The organism is Listeria immobilis, from assembly GCF_014322845.1.
Taxonomy (GTDB): domain Bacteria; phylum Bacillota; class Bacilli; order Lactobacillales; family Listeriaceae; genus Listeria; species Listeria immobilis.
This window is the reverse complement of record NZ_JAASUA010000004.1, coordinates 207,867-227,776: the sequence shown is the minus strand read 5'-3', so window position 1 is coordinate 227,776 and position 19,910 is coordinate 207,867. Positions and strand designations below refer to the sequence as shown.

Genomic DNA, 19,910 nt, shown 5'->3' with positions numbered 1-19,910 from the left:
ACCAAGAATTGGCTAAAATAATTTTTTGGCCCCTTTTTGAATCATCCGATGGCCCCTTTTTCAGTTGCGTTTAACAATTGCTATGTCTAGGCATTTTATATATTGCGTTAGGAATGTCACCTGTAAAATTATTCTGATACAAGTACAATGTATTGAGCTTTGGTAAATTGGCAATTTCTATTGGAATTTTTCCGGTTAGTTGATTCTGATTTACAGTTAGGCATTCTAAATTTGTTAAGTTATCTATGCTCCTAGGAATGCTACCTGTCTGATTGTTACCACCAATTATAAGTTCTTTCAAATTACTTAAAGTAGTGATTTTTGGTGGAATCTCTCCTGTAAGTTCATTGAAGGCCAAAGCAAGATATTTCAGATTGCTGAGTTTAGACAGATTAGAAGGAACCGTTCCCGTCAATTGATTAAAAAATAAATTTAAGTCCACTAAATTAGATAGTACGCGTGAGGAACCCTCCTCTGTCTCAATATGGTGTGCATTCTTTTTTGTTTTAATAGAACAATTATCTTAATGAGTTATACTTGCATCTGGTGACCTAAAGTAAGAAGATTTATTCCATTCTGATGATTTTTAGTGAAATTTGCACATGTTAGTGGTACACTGCAAACTTCGCTACATTGAAAAGCTTTAGAATCTGTTAGAATCCCTTCATGAAAATATTGATTTGCCTCTAATGCAGTAATATCATTTCTTTTAAGTTCTTTACTGTAAGCAGTCTCGTATGCCATAGAATTACGCTCCATTTTTATAATTTTCCATCAATAAGTTATCGCTTACAACAAAATCATTTTATACATCTATACTAACAAAATCAGATTTATAAATAAAATATATACTTATATTTATTTCAATAATTACACTCGTTTCAGATAGCATATGTAAATGAAATAATCTAGAGTTATCATTCTTTTATTTCATTTATATTTTTGCACACTTGCTAGTTACATAAAACTTTAAAAAGCTATTTTTTCATGAAGCTCAAAAAACACAAATGAAACACTGTAAAACATTGATGTATAATGGTTTACAACGAATTTATCCCTTAAATTCATTTACTTACAAATTCAAGCCTTTTAAGAAAAATTTATTCATAAAAAAAGCCCCCAGCTAAAAATATAACTAGAGGTTTGATGCAAATATTACGGTTTAGAAATAACGGGGTGGGTAAGATTTTCAACAAGAAAAGAATGTTAAGGCTTCACTTATTCTTTATGCGTATTCATATAGTTTTCCTTAAAGTTAGCCATTTTTTTCTGAAGCCGCCTTTTCTTCTGCTGTATAATTTTTACTGGAACTCCATATTGTTTTGACAATTCACTGTTTGGCACATCATCACATATCTCTCGTAACAATCGAATTTCTTTAGTTTTCAATTCCCCAGATTCAACCATAGAATCTATAATTCTTTTAACCATATCATAAGTTTCCATATTAGCTATAGATACCGAATATGATGTATCAAATATTGCAAGAGAATTAAGATTAGTATCTTCCATTGGGAAGGTACTTCTTTTAAATCTATTTGGTTTATCATTTCCATTTTCCTTCTCACGTTTTATCTCTGATTCATTTTTTCTTCTATAGTTCATCTCTTCTAGTAATAGAATAGTCGTATCTCTCTTAGCGTTAGACACTATTCTATGGCGTATCTGGTCACCAGAGTCATAGAAATAAACTTTAGTAGTTTTTTTTTCGTCAAGTATTACTTCTCTAAAAAAATGAATGTCCTTTCCGCACTTTAGAGCTTTAGAATACTCCTTATGCATAGAAAAAAATAACTGCCTATAGAAATGCCATTCTTGATTTTCATGTTCATATTCCATCCCTTGTGTTTTACTAGGAAACGACCTTGCAATATTACTTATGTCCTTATTCTCTATTGTGGCAATGCGAAATAGAATAAAATTCAACTCTTGTTCTTTAGACTTTATAATTAATTCCTCCTAAAATATTTTTTTTGAAGCTTTTTAAGCTTATAATGTACATATTACTTATAGGTGGTTCTTTTAGTGGTATTAAATACACTTAAAAAATTTAAAATATTATTGATAGTAGTTCAAATATAAGAAGTAAGTTAGTAATAAACATTACAACTAGAATGGAATTTACGCGCACGAAGTGCGTGGAATATTTCGATAGTTTGTAATGATCGGTTAAGCTGATAAGCTTACGGCGGGTGAATTTGACGAGGAACGAAGTGACGAGATAAAGAGGGGCAAGGAGCCCCTTCACAGTTGGATAAATCAAAAAACATATTCGATAGTTATTATTTACAATCTATATTAATATTATAGCATAAAACTACCCTTTTCTTAATGTCATTATCACTTGTAGGTGTTGACTTTTACTTACTCTCCCAATGGATTAGCTATACCACCGACTTCTATTCAATATCCAAATATACAATTTTCTTCTTACTTCATGATATTTTTGCTTATGTAATACTTCAATTAGAAATCAATTTAAGAATGAAAATTATATTCTAAAATTAATGAATCAATTTTCTTTTGTATCTCTTCAATCTCCCCACTTCTTTCATAGCTCTTTTTAATATTATCTGATCCTTTTTTTAAATAACTCTTTATATCTTTTATTTGAATTTTCAATATTTCTATTTGATTGTTAATAATCTTATTCCCACCCTTAAAATAAGGATCTGATAAATACCACGGTGCTTTAATCTCCTCTAAGCTTTGTTTGCTTTTTTTCAAACTAATTAATTCTGATTTCAAATTATCCTCATGTGTTGCAATATCAGTTTTATTTACAGAAGCAAAAAAGTTATCATCATAGTTCTCGTTCTCAACCATGCCTAAGTATGTCACATAAGCAGCAACAGAATCACGTGAATTCTCTAACTCGTACACAGAACTAGAATAGGCGGGAAAGAACTTCTCTGAGTACCAAGAACCAGCTTCTGAATTACTCATACTTGGAAAGATCCAAATACCAATAATAAGTATGCAAAGACTTAGTACTAGTTGTTTTATACTAAATTTATTAGTTCTATTTTTAAATATTTTATAAAGCAAATAAAGACTATAACTTACAATAATAATACCTATACATGTCAAAATAAATACCATTTTATAAACTCCTACTTTCTAAATTTTTTATAGTATACGATTTGTCAAAAAATAATATTTCTACATCAGCCCTAAGTGCATTTGATATTGATCTCATAGTTTCCTTTTTAGGGTTCTTAATTTTACCATTCTCAATATAGTTAATTGTTCTTCTTGAAACTCCTGATTCCTCTGCTAGGCGATTCTGACTCCATCCTAGCTGTTTTCTTAATAATTTCATATTTGAATCCATATAATCCCTCCTTAATTTAATTATAAGATAATTAAACGTCTTTGTAAACTATAGGTTACAAAGACGTTGTGAAAAATGTAATCTTCAAGTTACACTTTATGCTATACTATTTCATAGATAAGTGAATAGATAGGATGTGTACTGAAGTGTCTGATTTAGGGAAAGAATTATTGAATTTAAGAGTGAAACTTGGTTTATCCTTACGAGAAGCAAAAGAAAAAACTGGATTAAGTCATAATTACATACGAAAATTAGAATTAGGCTTTGATCCATCGACAAAAACTCCTATAGAGCCCTCAGTCGAAACATTGAAAAAAATTTCTCTAGGTTATGGCATATCATTTGATAAATTAATGCAACTAGCTAACTATTCGTCTTCAATAGAAAAAAATGAAGTCATTGCAACAAAAGTTCCTATATATAAAACTCTGCATGACATGAAATCAAAAAAAGAAACAAATGATTTCCGACTTTATAAACAAGAACTTGTATCTAAGAATGCAATTTTAGTTGAAGTCTCTAATCCTTCTTTGAGTAAATTCAATTCCAACTCATTATTATTATTAGAGCCCTATGAAGATAGTTTTAAAGGTGAGTTAGTTTTATTAACAACTGATAGCAAAATTATAATTGGGCATATAAATTTATTTAATGACAAAGAGCTACAACTTAAACCTATTGATTCAGAAAGTACTGTAACTATTAAGAAAGATTTAATAATGATTTGGAAAATAGTAGAAGTAATTCAATTAATTAGTTAGTGTGAAAAAGCACATAAATAAATATTAATAACTAACTCATTTGACAAATTCTACCCCTCAATTTAATATAGTTTTATACTGCTAAATTAGCTCTTTTTGCCAAAACTATTGATATAATGTCAGTAAACTTCATTTTAAATAAAGCTTAGGTTGAGGGCCTAGTGGGGTAAAACCCGTGGAGGTTCAAGTCCTCTCGGCCGCATCATTCGAAAGGAATCCATTATTAACTTGGGTTCCTTTTTTTATGAGTTTGTTTATCTGCCTCATTAGCAATATTTCTCAAAAACAATTGTATTCTAACTCCTAAGAAAAAAGACAAACACATAAAATAGATGTTTGCCTTTTAGGAAAGAATATCATATGCCAATTTATATTTTGTTGCATTTGCAAAATGTTTACTGGCATGTTTTTTAACGCGTTCAATGAGCATTGGATCATTAGACGCATCTATTTTTTTAAGTAATTTCAGCATACTTTGTTCATAGCTAGATTGATTATTTTGATGGTAGCAAATTAATGTTTCTGTATATTCCACAAAAAAATCAAGCTCCATTACTCTTTCATCAATACTATTCATTATTTCAAGTAATTCTTTTGCTTCTTGGATTGAGCCAAATTCAGCAAAAATTACCATTAATTCGGTAATAACTAGAAAATCATTGTTGATAAAACCTTTAGACTTATGAGTGATTATTTGTTTGTGTAACTCTAAAATAAGACGGTTAAAATTAGTTTCATTCCCTTCTATTCGTTCAATTTCTGCTAATTTAAAACGAATAAGAAAGTAAAAACTAGTTTTAGTTGCTGGGAATAATGGAAAATATGTCATTGCTTGTTCAAAATTACTTTTTGCTTTGGACATAAATCCAATTTGGAAATAAATATAACCATAGAAATACAAAACAGAAATGATTCTTTCTTGTTTTTCACTCGGGAAGCTTTGAACTAATTCTAGTGCTAATGCGGCATGTTCTAACGCTGGTTCATACACATTATCACAAATATAAAAAGTACATATGTTTAAGTGAAAAATAACATCAAATTCCGGATTATTAGATAGTTTAATACATTTTCCCCAGTATTCTCTTGTAAGTTTATAATTACAAGTAGCACTCGCATGTTTGATAGCTTGGCAATAACAATAATATATATGCAAATACTTCGGAAATTTTTCTGTCGATCGTTTTGCATTATTATTTAAGTATTTTCTTTCTATTTGCTCTGCTTTTGAAAATTCCCATGTTTTATAATAGAGTCCTGCTTGCAAGCAATAAAAACTAATTTCTGTAGCAACAGGTTCGTAACGCAGATCCACATTCGCTTCTATCATATTTAATCTTTCTTGTGCTTCAGTTACTTTAGAGTGTACTAGTAAAGAAAATATGCCTTGAAATTCCTGCAAGATTTCTTCATTTATTTCTTCTTCATTAACTAATAAAATTTCTTCTGGTACTGCAAGTCGTGTTGCAAGATGCATAAGTGTTTCTATAGAAGGAGTTTTAACCCCGTTTTCGATATTTGCTAGATAGGGAACAGATACAATCCCTTGCGATACTTCTTTTAATGTTAGTTTTTTTTCTTTGCGAATGTTTCTAATTCGGATACCAATTAAACTCATGCTGCCCACCGCCGTCTTATTAAATATTTTCAACTTAAGTATAAACTTTTATTTATACTTGGCAAGGCGGAAAACAAGAAATTTTTACCTTTATTTTAGCGCAAGTAAGTTCGCATACTCCAATTCTAGCTCGTTAAAACTCTTTGCTAACTTTTCTGGTGTCCCAATAGTTTTTTCTAAAACAGTTGTATTTTGCAAAGCATATGAATCGACAGCTTCCTTACTCCTGACACGGTCTAGGATAGATTCTGCATCCACTTTTACTTTCGTTGCTTTTGCTTTTAAAGTGGTCATATCAGCTTCTGTTAAGCCTGAATTATCTAGTTCTATTTCATCTTTTGTTACGGCATCCAGTTCGTTATAAGAATTCACTAATTCGTCATATTTAAGGCAAAAAGCACATGTTTCAAGTTTTAAAATATTAGCGGCATGGATGTTTTGCTTTTGTAATTCTAAATTAACCGCCTCCGCTTTCATAATATAGTCGGCGAAAACATAAGCGACCATATCACCATTATTTTTCAATTCTTCCATTTTAGCCATAGCTTGTTCCTGCCCTACTTTACCAAGCTCCACATCAAATCTTGCTATAGCATCGTTGGTTGTTTTGGTTGTTTTTAGTAAGGTTTCATGCAGCTGCTTACCTTTTGCAAAATCATCTTTCGTATATTCCTTGTTTTCATAGTAAGCGGCCATCTCGTTTAAAACTTCCATTTCTATTTTTACTTGAGGTAATAATTCCTGAGTTGTTTTTTCAAGTGATAAAGTTGGTGAAGATTTTAGCCTTTCATTTAAATCGGTAATTGATTGTTGCGTTTTTTCCGCACGTGAAATCACTATTTCTTTGGTTCCATCTGGCTTTATATATTGGAGATTATCATCAGCAAAGGAAGCAAAATAGTTTTCTTTTGCTTCTAAAAATTCACTATTTACATTTTTGTTAAAATTAATATACATATTGTATTCTGTCAGTTCCTGTCCTTTGTATGCGCCTTGTGCCGTTTCTATTTCTTCCGTGTTGCGCTTATTATTTCCACAAGCAGTAAGAATCATAACCCCTAGCAATAGAACAAACAAACTAACCATTTTCCTCTTCCTATACCTCATAATGTCCCTCTTTCTATTTATGCAAATTCTTAAAATATAAAAAGCATTCATTTCTCGTAAAAGCTTGCTTAGTAATATAACGCTTAGCAGATTTTTATTTTAACACCCAACTGCAATTATTTTAGAAAAAGGATACAATATAAAAATAGTTTCTTTCTAACTCTGTTTTACCTCCGATTTATCTAAAAAAGCGAAGACATCATATATTCCCACAAAAGCTAGTTCCAAATTTTAGCTTATAGGAGATTACATAGGTCTTCGCTTTTTTTATTTAAATAAAATATGTTTTTTCTTCATATAAATAACAATAGATGTTGCTACAATCATTTCTGAAATTGGTATCGCTAACCAAATACCAGTAATTCCAATAATAGAAGGTAAGATTAATAAAAAGATAACCATAAAAATAATCTCACGCGAAATCGTAATCCATGTTGCCATTTTTACTTTGTCGGAAGTTTGGAAATAGGTCATCATCACAAAGTTGAAACCCATAAATAAATAAGCTGTGTAGAATAACTTTATTCCCGAACTTGCTAGCTCTTTGATTTCTGGACTAAAATCACCAAACATGGATACAAGCAAGTTAGATCCAAATAATCCAACAAGTAAAAAGCCGATTCCAGTACAGAATGCAACAGCTATTGCTAATTTTAATGTTTCTAGTTCTTTTTGTTTTGCTTTTGCTCCACGATAATAGCTAATCAATGGTTGAATAGCTGAACCCATACCAAGGAAAAGCATTAAAATCACACTATGCGTATAGTTTAATACAGAAAATGCAGCTACTCCGGCAGTTCCAGCCATTGCAGCAAGGGAAATATTATACCCAAACGTAAATACAGATACACCAACTTCTGCAAGAAAACTCGGTAAGCCTATGGAAAATGTTTTTTTGAAAAAAGCTTTATTCCAATTTATTTTAACAAATTTTAATCGGTTTGTTTTCTTAAAAAAGTGCGTTATAAGAATAAATACCCCAATAATAATGGAAAGCATCGTTGCAAGTGCTGAGCCAGTTACACCCCATTCAAAAATAAATAGAAAGATATAATTTAAAATTACATTACAGATTGCGGTAACAATTAGTGCAATCATTGATAAATTGGGGTCACCATCATTTCTTACAAATATACTTAAAATATTTTCCAGTGTTAACGCAAAGCCAAACACTAGTAAAATATTCATATATTCCAACACATAACTAATCGTCTCTCCGTTCGCCCCTAAGAAATATGCAAGTGGTACTTTAAAAATAAAAGCAATAATTCCAATAAAAATAGTAATGGAAACAACTGCTATAATCGCATTAGTAAAAATAGTTTGCGCTTTAGCAACATTTTTTTCACCCATCGCAAATGAAAACTGCGTGGCTGCTCCAATTCCAATCCAAATCGATATTGCTGTGAAAATGGTAAATACTGGCACTGCTATATTTATCCCAGCAAGCGCTGTACCGCCGAGCTTATGTCCTACAAAAATCCCATCAATAACAATATTTAGTGACATTAATAACATTCCCACTAAGGACGGGATTAAATATCTAAAATACACCTTTTTTACTGAGTCTGATTCTAATATTTCTTTATTTTTTGCCATGTTACACCTCTAACTTAAGCTTTTAGCGTAATCCCTCTCCAGAAAATTTGCCACAAAGCCGTTATTTTCCTTTCTATTCTTTGCGATTCTTTTGCATAAACAATCTCTACAATGACTGCATCAAGAATTCCCATATATGCTTCTTTCATCGTTTCTACATCTTGTTTTGGAATTAGTTTTTGCGCTATCCAATCGTTAAACAGCCTAGTAAAATCTTGTTCCATCTGAATCAAATTTTCGCAGATTTCCGCTTGAACAATATCATACAAATGCTTCGGTGGATAAAAACCATAGCGCAACCAAAACTTAAATCCCGCATCTGTATCATATAAATTTTTCACACCAAAGAGTAAACTAGATAAAACAAGATCTGGCCTAGATAAATCACTGTTTTGAAGATGTACCCGGTAATAGTTAATTTCTGTTGATTTAGCATCCTTCATAATAGATAAAAATAAATCATCTTTATCTTTAAAATGTGAGTAGATGGATTGTTTTTTCAGACCAACGACACCAGCAATATCCGCGAGCGATGTCCCTTCAAAACCGTTATTTGCAAATAGCGTTAAAGCAGCTTGTTTTATTTCTTCTTTTCTCATTTTTACGCCCCTTTCAAAAAACTGACGACCGTTCGTACGTAATTTTCCCATAAAAAAAGAGCTTTGTCAATGGATGCTACATATAATAATAGAAGAAAGATTTTGTTAAATTGAGCAATCCTCTAATAAGATTACTAGTCATAAAAATTTCTCCTTAAAACGACTCAATGAAATCTGACTACGATATAATTGCAAAAAATCCACTCCAATGATAGAGTAGATTCTGCTTTTATTCACTATATGGTAACTAGCTATCTCTGGTATTGCAGCCTTTTCTACTAAAACAGCTCCAATCCAAGCAAGCATTTGGTTCCAACAGAAAAAATCATTTTCAATTGCAAAATTTAGGCAATGAGGTTATTGTCATTCCTCGTTCAAAAATGACATTAAACGAAAAAAGCTTCATTAAAAAGAAAAACTAGACTACCTTACAATTTAAAGGTAGTCTAGTTTAGTTATACTATTTGAAACAACGTAAAGTTGAATCTAATTATTATTTCTTGTACGTCTAAAGAACATTCCGAAAGCCCCTACAGCCAATAAACTTCCGAACAAAATAAGCAGTGGATTAGTTGAGTCACCTGTAGTTGGTAAAGTATTTTCTGTATCGATAGATTGTTTAGCTGTTTCAGCCTTAGACATAGAGTCTGTTGAGTCTATTGTTACAACGGAAGGCTGAGTTGGTGTTACTTGTGTTTCATTATCTGTGTTTGTATTATTGTCTGTGTTTGTGTTATTGTCTGTGTTATTGTTGTTATCATTTGTATTATCACCAGTACCGGAATCCACTTTTTCGTATACATAATTCACTGTTTGAAGTTGATCAGAGAATATGCCAGATGCGTTTTCTGGTGTTGCTGTTAATTTCCAGCCATCAATTACTTTTGCTTCTGAAAGATATGCTGCCCCAAATTCTCCATTTAATACTTCAGATGGAGCTAATTGGTTGCCTTCAGTGTCAACATAGTTTACTGTAACATCTTTTCCAGTAATAGCTGCTTTTTTATAAACAAATGTCACTGTTTGTGTAGTGTCAGAGAACGTACCAGTCGCATTTTCTGGTGTTGCTGTTAAATTCCAACCGTCAATAACTTTCGCAATTGCTTCAAAAGTATCACCAATATTTCCAGAAAGTGTCATTGGTTCAGCTAATTGATTGCCAGCCTCATCTACAAATTGAACCGTTACATTTTGTCCTAAAACATTATCTTTTTCATAAACATACGTTACTGTTTGTGCAGTATCTGTGAAAGTTCCTGTTGCATTACTTGGAGTTTCAGTTAATGTATAATCTGCAATTGTTTTTGCTTCTGAAGTATAGCTTTCATTCACATTACCAGATAGTGTTTCAGATGGAGCTAATTCATTACCTTCTGTATCAACATATTTGACAGTCACATCTTGTCCTGCAACCGCATCTTTCTGATAAACATACGTTACTGTTTGTGCAGTATCTGAGAAAGTTCCTGTTGCATTACTTGGAGTTTCAGTTAGTGTATAACCTGCAATTGTTTTTGCTTCTGAAGTATAGTTATCATCTACATTACCAGACAGCGTTTCAGAAGAAGCTATTTCATTACCTTCTGTATCAACATATTTAACAGTTACATCTTGCCCTGTAACAGTTACTGGATTGTATTTGTAATAAAGAGTAATAACTTTTGGTTCTTCACCTGGTAATCTTACTGGTAAAGTGGCAGGATTTTCCGGACTAGCTTTTACAAAGTCATAAGTACCGCCTTTACCAACTGTTCCGTCAGTGAAAACATACCCTTCATCCATTGCATCATAATGTTTTACCCAAGTATATATGTTTGGACTTCCGAAATCACCATAACCATTCGCATTTGTCGCAACTGTTTCCCAAAGTTTGCGGCCTTGACTTTGATAAAAATTTGGATTATGCACATAGATATAACCATCAGTATCAATATCTCTATATTCATATCGAAGTACATTTATTAATGAAAGTGAAGTGTAATCATATGTCACTGTTTGTGGCTCTGATGTAAATGTACCTGTTGCATTATCTGGAGTAGTTACTCTCCAATTAGGATCTTCAATTTGATTGGTAGTATATGTTTCTCCTACATTCCCATTAAGTGTTTCTGTTTTAAAGATGGTTCCATTATAAACATGATTGATTGTTACAGGCGCTGCTGCTACTCGTGCATCAGCAGTAACTTGTTTTTTTGAAGCAGATTTTGTTTCTACCCCAACTCCTGCTGCATTTACTTGTAGCGGAATTTGTGCAACTAAAGCAGTCGCTAAAACTATTGTTCCTAATTGTTTGAATTTCATTTGTTTTCTCCTTTTCTGCAAAATATTTTTATTTTTGACACGCGTATAAATTATTAATTTAATTGCTTGCCCCCTTCAAAATATGCGAATATTGAAAATATTAAACAATATCCAACACCCTTAACTATTTAAGTTTTTGTTTTGAGATACTTATAAACTCATATCTGGTATAGTAAAAATCCAACTAGAAACCTTTACTGTATCCGCAATTCAAGCTTCTTCTGATTTAAAAAAAGAATAATGAATAAGTATTTTTCTTTTTTCTACTTTAAAATACTTTTCTTCTATAAACTCTTTTAATTTTATGCGAAACGTTTTTCTAGAAATATTTGAATAGGAAATCAAATCCATTTGCGACATGAATGTAGGCATTTCATACCATTCCTTATTTTTATCAGACGGCTTCAAAATCCCTTCATCATATAAATTAGAAATACTTCTCTTTATTTTAGAAATAGAACCATAATGTTTTTTTGAAAATTCAGTCATAATTTTATTTGTTACTGCAGCTATAGAGTCAATCAACCACTCAATGAACGAAGGTTTTTCCATGGTTAATTTTTTAAAATCTTCTTTTGATAACTGAATTACTTCAATATTTGTATCACTAACAAGTTGATACTTCTGATTATTGTGTTGTAAAATATGTGAAAGATCGAGTAAATATTCACCATTTAAGTAGGTAATTATACTTTCTGTATTACCTACTTGTTCCAGATGGAGAACGCCTGATGTAGTCAAAATTATATGGTCATTGGAACAATCAAATATTGTTCCTTTACTAAATACCTCCACTTTTTTTTCGGTTCCACACAACTGCAAAGACTCTAGTAGAATACTCTTTTTTGACAATATAATTCCTCCTTAGTAATGAGCCTTTCTAAAAAAGCCATTGTTTTCTAATTTCTTCCAAGAATTATAGAATGTCCCTCTTGTCACTTGAGTATAAGAAGCTAATTTTTTTTTGAGAAGTAGCTAAGTAACTCTTCTTTACTAATTCCTTCCTTTTCCATTATTTCGAGTATTTGTTCTATCGTTGCTTTTACTTCTAACCCTCGTGCGTATTTAGTTAATTCATTAGAAGCTTTATGAAAATTGTCATTCGCCTTATCTAGAAGCCATTCCATGTATACCGGTTCTACTGTTGCGAAGTTCAGGAAATATTCTTTATTTATCAAAACAATTTCAGAAGGTATATCTGCTACAATTCGCCAATTATTTTTTTTATACTCCACAGAAGAAGGGTAGATTATTTCATTTGATTTAATTAAAGTGAATACTTGAAATTTTTCTTTTATTTTCAATTCAGAATGAAGAATTCCTTTTTCAACCCAAAGAATGCTTTTGAGCACATCATCTTTAGATAAAGATTCTCCCTTCTTTAATTTCACACGTTGCACCCAATTGTTCTCTAGTTTAAATAAATTCAGTTTTTCTAGCATTTTTTCTTCCATTACATCCATCTTTATCATCCTTTCTATTTATGAGCTTAGGTTTGCTTTAACTTTTATATTTACACTACAAAATAAATACAGCTTTTCTAAGATGGATAGTTTTTTAACATGACGTTATTATAGGACAGAAGTTTTCTAATCGTAAGGTGCAATTTACACACTACGCACCTACATTTATGAACATTTTGTGTTTTTATAAGACTGATTGTAATTAATTTTATATAATGCGGGGTAATTCGTTATTTATTTTATAAAAAAATTCCTTGGAGAAAAAATTTGTATTGATTTATTTTGCTTTAATTGATGGTGTATCTTTTTTTTGTTAGTTTTTAAAATTTATCCCCGAAAATAGTACGACAAAAAAGCTCTCGAATATGGAGAGCTAATTGACACCTGTATTTTATTTCCTATCAATAATCTTTTTGTATTAGACCAAAAAATAATGGAGCAAAAAAATAGTAGGCAGGACGATGATTCTAGTCTTACCTACTACGCTTACTATGTTTACATTATTTAGGCATTACGTCTGCTGGAATCGCAGACTGATATTTTTTACCACCGACTGTTGCTTGGTGCTCTGCTTTTGCTTTTGCTACTAACTCAGGGTTAATCAGTAAATCATACACAGTTGTAGCAATCGTTTTACCTGCTGCTAACATTCCTTTATGTGCCACAGAAGACTTACCATTTGCCACCCATTGCCATGAATGAGGTGGTGTTCCCTGTGGTTCACATCCAATCATTACTTGTGCTGTTGGACAAACCCAACTAACATCACCGACATCTGTAGAACCAGAAGTTGCATCTGTAAAGAATAATGGAGCAATTTGTTCCGAGACTGGCATTGTTCCAAGATGTTTGATGTCCTCTTCGCTAGCTGTTGGGTTATTTTCTCTTGCTCTAGTAATCAACCCTGCTTTTGTCGCTTCATTTAAACTATCATAATATCTTTGGCTATATGCTTGATCCTCTGATGTTAAATTCATGTTTCCGAATTCTTTTAAGTTTTCATACATGACAGTTGTCACTGCTTGATTTGGCAGATAGTTGGCACAAGCTGAATCAAATACTATCTCAAGCTCTGTTTCTGTCATTAAAGCCGCACCCTCTGCAACTTTATTAACACGTTTATAGATTTCTTCCGCTTGTTCAATTTTTGGTGCACGAATAAAATAGTATAAGCTTGAAGTTGGCTGCACCACATTAGCAGACTCACCACCTGCATCCATAAAGGCGTAGTGAATACGACCTGCATCAATAATGTGTTCACGTAAAAACTGCACACCAATATTCATCAATTCCGCTGCATCGAGTGCACTACGTCCTTGTTCAGGAGCAGCAGCCGCATGAGCAGATGTCCCTTTAAAGTTATAATAGATTTGATAAACTGCTAAGCTACTAAGTCCCCAAGCCATACTTGTATCCATTGGATGCCATGAAAGAGCAACATCCAAGCAATCAAATACTCCATCTCTTGCCATAAACGCTTTGCCGTAACCACTTTCTTCAGCTGGACAACCAAATAATTTAATTGTTCCTGTCATATTCTCTTTTTCCATTAAATCTTTGATACCAATCGCCCCTGCTAAAGCTCCCGTTCCTAACAAATTATGTCCACAGCCATGACCATTTCCACCTTCTTTTTCAGCTTTTTGTTCACCAAGATCTGCTACTTGACTCAAATTTCCAAGTGCATCATATTCAGCTAAAATCCCAATTACAGGGTTGCCACTACCATATGTAGCAACAAAAGAATGTTCCATGTTGGCAACACCTTTCTCAATTAAAAAGCCTTCTTTTTCTAAAATTTCAAGAAATGGTTTTACCGATTCAGTAGTGGCAAATCTTGTTTCTGGTGTACCCCAAATCCGATCTGCGGCTGTGATAAATTGCTCTTTTTTTGCATCAATTAATTGTGAAATTTGTTGTTTTGCATCCATTTTCATATTCTCCCTTCCTTGATTCTATTCTTTTGTTGTAGTATTTTGATTATTATTTTCAAACAACTCTTTAGCGATGCGTTTCCCAGTTTTAGTCCCAGCTAATCCCCCGATACCAGTTTCTCGAATCGCAGCAGGCATAGAGCGACCAACACGATACATTGTTTCTACTACTTCATCTGCAGGGATTTCACTTACAACTCCTGCTAAAGCCATCTCTGCAGCACCAATTGCATTAGATGTTCCACCTGCATTTCGTTTGATACAAGGAATTTCTACTAAACCTGCTACAGGATCACAAGCTAAGCCAATCATATTATTCAAGGCGATTGCAAATGCTTGGCTTGCTTGTTCTGGTGTTCCTCCAGCCATTTCGACTAAAGCTGCTGCTGCCATTCCAGAAGCTGATCCAATTTCTGCTTGGCAACCACCTTCTGCTCCTGATATCATCGCATTATTAGCTGTAACAAAACCAAAGGCGGACGCTGTAAATAAAAAATTCAGCATATCTTCTCGTGTCGAATTAAACTTTTCACTATACGCAAGCAATACTCCTGGAACAACTCCCGCTGAACCCGCAGTAGGGGTTGCACAAATGATACCCATGGCTGCATTTACTTCATTAGTTGCTACTGCATAACATAAAGCTTTTACAAAAATATCATCCGTCAATACATTTTTCTTATCTATATATGCTTGTAACTTTTTTGCATCATAGCCTGTTAAGCCAGAATATGAACGAATGCCTTGAATTCCCTTTGCACAAGCATCTTCCATTGTTTCTAAATTTACCATCATTTGATTCATGATTTCATCTCTAGTACGTCCAGAGATTTCTATTTCTTGATTAATCATAATTTCTGAAATAGTGCACTGCTTATCTTGTGCAATTTGAACAAGCTCTTCAATTGATTCAAACAAAAAATTCACTTCCTTTATTTTAGCCACTCGCAGGAATTACTACTGTTATACCAGATTTTTTTGAATTTCAACAAAATATTAGAATCAATCATAATTGGTCCGATAATATCAAATGTAAATTATTTTTCTGGCATTATGCTTCTTTTTTCACGGCTAACACACATAATCCACAAAGTAAGCTAGCTAGTGCCATAAAACCAAACGCTAGGGTGAATGAACCTCCAGCAGCACTGATTAATTGTCCCAAAATCATCGGTGCTAAAAAGCCGCCTAATGTTCCACCAGTGTTAATAATCCCGATAGAAGAACCGATAATCGATGGATCTATGATTTTATGTGGCCATGTAAATATTGCTGTAAATGCACTAATAGATACAATACTTACTGCAATCAAACAAATCATAGATACTGCTAGATTATTGGAAGCTACAAAAGCTGCAACTAAAATCGCTGCTATTATTGTAGCGCTAAGAATAAATAGCCGTTCTTTTCCTAAAAACAGTTTAGAAAGCAACGCACCTGCGAACATGGTTGCTAATGTTTGAAAAATAGCATTCACTGCCAATAAATAACCAATTGTTTTAATATCTAAAGCAAATTTTTGTGATAAAAAGCTCGGTAACCATGACATATTTCCATAAAGTAAAAAGTTCAGTAAAAGCATTGCAACAAATAAAACTAATACATTACGATTTGTGATAACTTGGCTAAATTTCATTACCGGCTTATTTCTACTGCCAGTTTCTTCACTTGCCATTTTATTCGGTACAAATATCGCAACAAGTACTAATGCTATTGCAAACATAGTTCCTAACGCTAAATATCCATAGCGCCAATTAGCATTAATTAAGTTTGTTCCTAATGTAAAAGCTAAGATACCGCCAATACCAGAAGTAGAAAGAATCAATGATTGGACAAAGGTTTTGCGTTCTTGAGGGAAGTTATCAGCAATTGATTTGGAACAACTTGGCGGATATCCTCCATGTCCGATTCCTGCAAAAAAGCGAACTACCATAAATAACATCAAACTACTAACTGCCCCAAATGCAAATGAAAAAATGGAGATAATTGCTAGTGACAGCATTAATACCTTTTTAGCTCCGATTTTATCTGCTAACCAACCACCAGGTATCTGCATCAATGAATATCCTAAGAAAAAGAAGGACATAATCATACCTGTTTGTCCTGCATTCAAATTAAACTCATTAGCTATTGGCAAAACAGCAGTAGAAATCATACTCTTATCCATATAGACCATTGAATACCCAGCCATTAAAGCAAAAATCAACCCTGCACTACTTTTCTTCGCTATTGTTTTTTCCACTTGTAATTCCATCGTATTCCTCCCTCATTTAATATAAGTAAACGTTTTCATACATTGATTATACGAAATAAATCACAAATAAAAATTACTTTAATTGCTTTATATAGTGTTAATATTTTCAATTTGAAAAAAAAGTAAATAAAAAAGCAAAAAAGTGCTAACCTTTTTTGCTTTCAACTATTTTTATCTTCAAGGTGTTTTTTCTTTAGCCTTAAATAATTGGTCTACTAGCTCATCCTTCTTATGATTGCTTAATATAACGGCTGAAATAAATACAATTGACAAGCATTCAACGTCAATGTTGCTTCCAACTCATAACCAAACAAATCAATCTGTTCTTTTTTCAATTCAAATTTAGGTGCGATTTTTTGCTCTAAATATTTCTGCAATTCGTAATCTAACTCTGCTTGGCCACCTATCCTAATCCAATCATTATATATACCACCATGATCCTTATCTAGCACATACTCTCGAATCAAATAATTGCCTATTGGAAGCCCTTTTAAATGAATCTTCATTTTTTTTGTCTGATATTGAACTTGGAATGTATCTACTGAATATAATGGATCAAGATAACTAGAATTATACAAAAGCAATTGATATTGCCCTTGGTTTCGTGTCAATAGATAACCATTACCGCTAGCAACCAGTTCGCCTTTTAAATGATTCAAAAAGAATAATGAAAAAAATAAAGGACGGCGTAGTTCTTCATATAGAAATACAGATAGACTACTATCTTCTCTTGTATGGGTTTGTCGTTCTTTTACTTTAATATTAAGCCAAAAAGCAATACCTCTTACCTCTTTAGACAACTCAACTATAGATTCTAGTATCAAAGCGGAACGGAAAAAAGTTCCAGAAAAAGTATTTCCCTCTCCCACTAATGTATTCCAATCAGTTAAAAATAATTCCGGCATCCACTCTGAATAGTTCGTCTCTTGTTCCGCCTGACTTTTTTCTATCACCGATTTTACTCTGTGCAAAATCTTTTGTTGGTAATCCTTAAAACGTAATGCATGTTGATCTTTGATTGTAGTAGAAGCATATGGATCTGCATGAAAACTAATAAAATCTGGTAAGCACCGTTTGGATCCTTGTTCCTGAATAAATAATTGATACTGCTGATACTCTTTTTCATCAAACGAACGTATGGACATTAACCCCACTTTACACTCAGAAACTAATTGCTTTAATTTACGGTAAAAATAGCGATAACCCCAACGACTACTTTCACTCCATATACTGATACCTTTTGGTAGAGACCACTGAATGTACCATTGCCCCACTTCATCTCTCCCATAACGATTTAGAAAATGACGAATAATCTTTAATTGTTTATCACACCATAATTGTACATCCGCTTTTTCAGTATAATGTTCTGGTAAATACAGTTGGATCATTGGTTTTAATTGTATACTCACTAAAAAATCGAACCATTGATTATTTAATATGTATTCCGACACTAGAAAAACATCATTTTCAAAATTGGTTTCCTCACAAAAACCTTCGAATTGAATCAAATCAAACCTTAAATCTTTTTGTAAAATACATAATTCTCGTTGAACACTGTTCGCCAAGCCTTCTCCTGCTGGTCCGATTTTTATTATTTTTTTGATGCTACGATAATTTTGCTGGGACTCTTTGGGTAAGACTAATTGTAACCGTTGCTCAATCCCTGCATTTTCATCTTCAATATCTTTTTCTACCAGGTATCTTGCTAATTCCTGAAGCGCTGCCGCTCCGGTTATTTCTTGAAAGTCATCGTCTTTGGTTTGCTGTTTTTCCGGATTTTTTGCAAGAGAATACTTTTTACGATAATTGGCTGGTGTTAATCCATATTGTTTTTTAAATATATCATAAAAATTTTTAGCATTAGAAAAACCACTGTTAAATGCTACCTTAAGGACTGATTGAGAAGTTGAAACAAGCGCTTCTGAAGCATGCATCAAGCGAATTTGGTTCAGATATTCCGTAAAATTGACTCCTACTTGTTTTTTAAACGAGCGAGATAAGTAATAATATGAAATCCCACTCATTTCGGCCAATGATTCTAGGGAAATCGGCTGACTGTAGTTCTTTTGAATCTGTTCTAATAATTGACTCATCCGCTCATCTGCCAAATTTTCTGTAATCGTTGGAACCGGTAAATATTCTTTTTTGAAATTTTTTACTAGTAGCGTTAAAACAGTAAAGAAATGTTGATAGGTCTCTATCTCTGTTTCGTCATTTTGTTTAAAGTAAGCAGCCATTAAATGGGCTAATGCCACACGTAACTGTTGAAATTTTTCGGCATTCTCTGTTTCCGAACCGTTTGTGGAGCATTCAATAAGCGGAAGCCAATTTTCTTTAAATTGTGGTGTAATTGGTTTTTTGGCAATCCGCAACGATAATAATAAATTATCATTGGTACTTTTGACTTGATATTGTTGCCTTGGATTAATCACCAATATATCATCTTGATTTAACCAATATTCTTTTTCCCCTACTGTGACGACCGCACTACCATTAAACATAAGAAATACAGTTAAATAGTTGCTTATTTTTGGTGGCACATAATTAACTTTCATCAATGTTAAGTGAAAGGGTAATTGTTTTACTTCTCCCATAAATGTAATCTTCCTTTCTATAAAATAGCTCATTAAATATGTACTTAAAAAGGAGACTAAATTTTTCAAAAAGGCTCCCTATCAAACAAGTTAGTATAGTAAAAACCATATAACTACAAATAGTAATAATTTATATTCCCCGTTGCACTAAAAAAATAAATAACTTTGCCAAATAGCTTTTTTAATATTAGTCTAGCTACCGTAGCAATACTTGGATTACTTAAGTTTTAAAAATTGTTCATCCAGACTTATGGTATTAGTTTAACATTTTTAGTGAGAATGTTAACTCAATAACAAATTTTCCACTAAAACTTATCATTCATAATATAAAGTAATACTCAAAATA

The 19,910-nt window shown here is 32.5% G+C and carries 17 protein-coding genes; 1 reads left to right on the top strand and 16 read right to left on the bottom strand.

From position 1 onward, the window contains the following. Positions 1 to 70: 70 nt before the first annotated feature. From HCJ45_RS15160 to HCJ45_RS07690, 5 genes are all read right to left on the bottom strand, one after another. Positions 71 to 442, bottom strand: a complete 372-nt coding sequence (locus HCJ45_RS15160) for a leucine-rich repeat domain-containing protein (RefSeq protein ID WP_425489908.1) — start codon at positions 440 to 442, stop codon at positions 71 to 73. 89 nt (positions 443 to 531) lie between these two features. Beyond that, positions 532 to 744, bottom strand: a complete 213-nt coding sequence (locus tag HCJ45_RS14995) for a hypothetical protein (RefSeq protein WP_226896564.1) — start codon at positions 742 to 744, stop codon at positions 532 to 534. A 474-nt stretch (positions 745 to 1,218) separates the two neighbouring features. Continuing rightward, positions 1,219 to 1,926: a hypothetical protein gene (locus HCJ45_RS07700; protein ID WP_120236597.1), complete on the bottom strand. Its 708-nt coding sequence runs from the start codon at positions 1,924 to 1,926 to the stop codon at positions 1,219 to 1,221. A gap of 552 nt (positions 1,927 to 2,478) precedes the next feature. Next, positions 2,479 to 3,102, bottom strand: coding sequence for a hypothetical protein (locus tag HCJ45_RS07695; protein WP_069027496.1), 624 nt, complete (start codon positions 3,100 to 3,102; stop codon positions 2,479 to 2,481). Between the two features lies 1 nt (position 3,103). Beyond that, positions 3,104 to 3,334 carry a helix-turn-helix transcriptional regulator gene (locus HCJ45_RS07690; RefSeq protein WP_069011817.1) on the bottom strand — a complete coding sequence of 77 codons (231 nt, stop codon included), beginning with the start codon at positions 3,332 to 3,334 and terminating at the stop codon, positions 3,104 to 3,106. 146 nt (positions 3,335 to 3,480) lie between these two features. On the opposite strand from HCJ45_RS07690, the gene HCJ45_RS07685 reads away from it, so the two are divergent. After that, positions 3,481 to 4,095, top strand: coding sequence for a helix-turn-helix domain-containing protein (locus HCJ45_RS07685; RefSeq protein ID WP_012580961.1), 615 nt, complete (start codon positions 3,481 to 3,483; stop codon positions 4,093 to 4,095). A gap of 343 nt (positions 4,096 to 4,438) precedes the next feature. On the opposite strand, the gene HCJ45_RS07680 is transcribed toward HCJ45_RS07685, so the two are convergent. From HCJ45_RS07680 to HCJ45_RS07630, 11 genes are all read right to left on the bottom strand, one after another. Continuing rightward, positions 4,439 to 5,713: a helix-turn-helix domain-containing protein gene (locus HCJ45_RS07680; protein ID WP_187124421.1), complete on the bottom strand. Its 1,275-nt coding sequence runs from the start codon at positions 5,711 to 5,713 to the stop codon at positions 4,439 to 4,441. Between the two features lie 90 nt (positions 5,714 to 5,803). Beyond that, on the bottom strand, positions 5,804 to 6,799 hold the full coding sequence (locus HCJ45_RS07675) for a DUF3829 domain-containing protein (protein WP_246456529.1): 996 nt from the start codon (positions 6,797 to 6,799) through the stop codon (positions 5,804 to 5,806). Positions 6,800 to 7,087: 288 nt separating this feature from the next. Further along, positions 7,088 to 8,419, bottom strand: coding sequence for a multidrug efflux MATE transporter FepA (gene fepA / locus HCJ45_RS07670; protein ID WP_187124419.1), 1,332 nt, complete (start codon positions 8,417 to 8,419; stop codon positions 7,088 to 7,090). Between the two features lie 14 nt (positions 8,420 to 8,433). After that, complete coding sequence (fepR, locus tag HCJ45_RS07665) at positions 8,434 to 9,018, bottom strand: efflux pump transcriptional regulator FepR (RefSeq protein WP_187124418.1); 585 nt, start codon at positions 9,016 to 9,018, stop codon at positions 8,434 to 8,436. Positions 9,019 to 9,504: 486 nt separating this feature from the next. Further along, complete coding sequence (locus tag HCJ45_RS07660; RefSeq protein ID WP_187124417.1) at positions 9,505 to 11,319, bottom strand: MucBP domain-containing protein; 1,815 nt, start codon at positions 11,317 to 11,319, stop codon at positions 9,505 to 9,507. 210 nt (positions 11,320 to 11,529) lie between these two features. Further along, positions 11,530 to 12,171, bottom strand: a complete 642-nt coding sequence (locus HCJ45_RS07655) for a Crp/Fnr family transcriptional regulator (RefSeq protein WP_187124416.1) — start codon at positions 12,169 to 12,171, stop codon at positions 11,530 to 11,532. Between the two features lie 101 nt (positions 12,172 to 12,272). Next, positions 12,273 to 12,773 carry a cyclic nucleotide-binding domain-containing protein gene (locus HCJ45_RS07650; protein ID WP_187124415.1) on the bottom strand — a complete coding sequence of 167 codons (501 nt, stop codon included), beginning with the start codon at positions 12,771 to 12,773 and terminating at the stop codon, positions 12,273 to 12,275. 509 nt (positions 12,774 to 13,282) lie between these two features. Further along, entirely contained in the window at positions 13,283 to 14,713 is a 1,431-nt protein-coding gene (locus HCJ45_RS07645; protein ID WP_187124414.1) for an amidohydrolase, read from the bottom strand. Between the two features lie 24 nt (positions 14,714 to 14,737). After that, a complete protein-coding gene (gene sdaAA, locus HCJ45_RS07640) occupies positions 14,738 to 15,634 on the bottom strand; it encodes an L-serine ammonia-lyase, iron-sulfur-dependent, subunit alpha (RefSeq protein WP_187124413.1) in 897 nt (298 codons plus the stop codon). A 133-nt stretch (positions 15,635 to 15,767) separates the two neighbouring features. Beyond that, positions 15,768 to 16,970, bottom strand: coding sequence for an MFS transporter (locus HCJ45_RS07635; protein ID WP_187124412.1), 1,203 nt, complete (start codon positions 16,968 to 16,970; stop codon positions 15,768 to 15,770). A gap of 239 nt (positions 16,971 to 17,209) precedes the next feature. Next, the gene (locus HCJ45_RS07630) at positions 17,210 to 19,564 is read right to left on the bottom strand and encodes a helix-turn-helix domain-containing protein (protein WP_187124411.1); all 2,355 of its coding nucleotides are present in this window, start codon (positions 19,562 to 19,564) and stop codon (positions 17,210 to 17,212) included. Positions 19,565 to 19,910: the final 346 nt, after the last annotated feature.

What these genes read in the sequence shown, in the direction of transcription:
- HCJ45_RS14995 (WP_226896564.1), bottom strand. Translation starts at nt 744, where the DNA reads ATGGCATACGAGACTGCTTACAGTAAAGAACTTAAAAGAAATGATATT.
- HCJ45_RS07695 (WP_069027496.1), bottom strand. Translation starts at nt 3,102, where the DNA reads ATGGTATTTATTTTGACATGTATAGGTATTATTATTGTAAGTTATAGT.
- HCJ45_RS07690 (WP_069011817.1), bottom strand. Translation starts at nt 3,334, where the DNA reads ATGGATTCAAATATGAAATTATTAAGAAAACAGCTAGGATGGAGTCAG.
- HCJ45_RS07680 (WP_187124421.1), bottom strand. Translation starts at nt 5,713, where the DNA reads ATGAGTTTAATTGGTATCCGAATTAGAAACATTCGCAAAGAAAAAAAA.
- HCJ45_RS07675 (WP_246456529.1), bottom strand. Translation starts at nt 6,799, where the DNA reads ATGGTTAGTTTGTTTGTTCTATTGCTAGGGGTTATGATTCTTACTGCT.
- fepA (WP_187124419.1), bottom strand. Translation starts at nt 8,419, where the DNA reads ATGGCAAAAAATAAAGAAATATTAGAATCAGACTCAGTAAAAAAGGTG.
- fepR (WP_187124418.1), bottom strand. Translation starts at nt 9,018, where the DNA reads ATGAGAAAAGAAGAAATAAAACAAGCTGCTTTAACGCTATTTGCAAAT.
- HCJ45_RS07660 (WP_187124417.1), bottom strand. Translation starts at nt 11,319, where the DNA reads ATGAAATTCAAACAATTAGGAACAATAGTTTTAGCGACTGCTTTAGTT.
- HCJ45_RS07650 (WP_187124415.1), bottom strand. Translation starts at nt 12,773, where the DNA reads ATGGAAGAAAAAATGCTAGAAAAACTGAATTTATTTAAACTAGAGAAC.
- HCJ45_RS07645 (WP_187124414.1), bottom strand. Translation starts at nt 14,713, where the DNA reads ATGGATGCAAAACAACAAATTTCACAATTAATTGATGCAAAAAAAGAG.
- HCJ45_RS07635 (WP_187124412.1), bottom strand. Translation starts at nt 16,970, where the DNA reads ATGGAATTACAAGTGGAAAAAACAATAGCGAAGAAAAGTAGTGCAGGG.
- HCJ45_RS07630 (WP_187124411.1), bottom strand. Translation starts at nt 19,564, where the DNA reads ATGGGAGAAGTAAAACAATTACCCTTTCACTTAACATTGATGAAAGTT.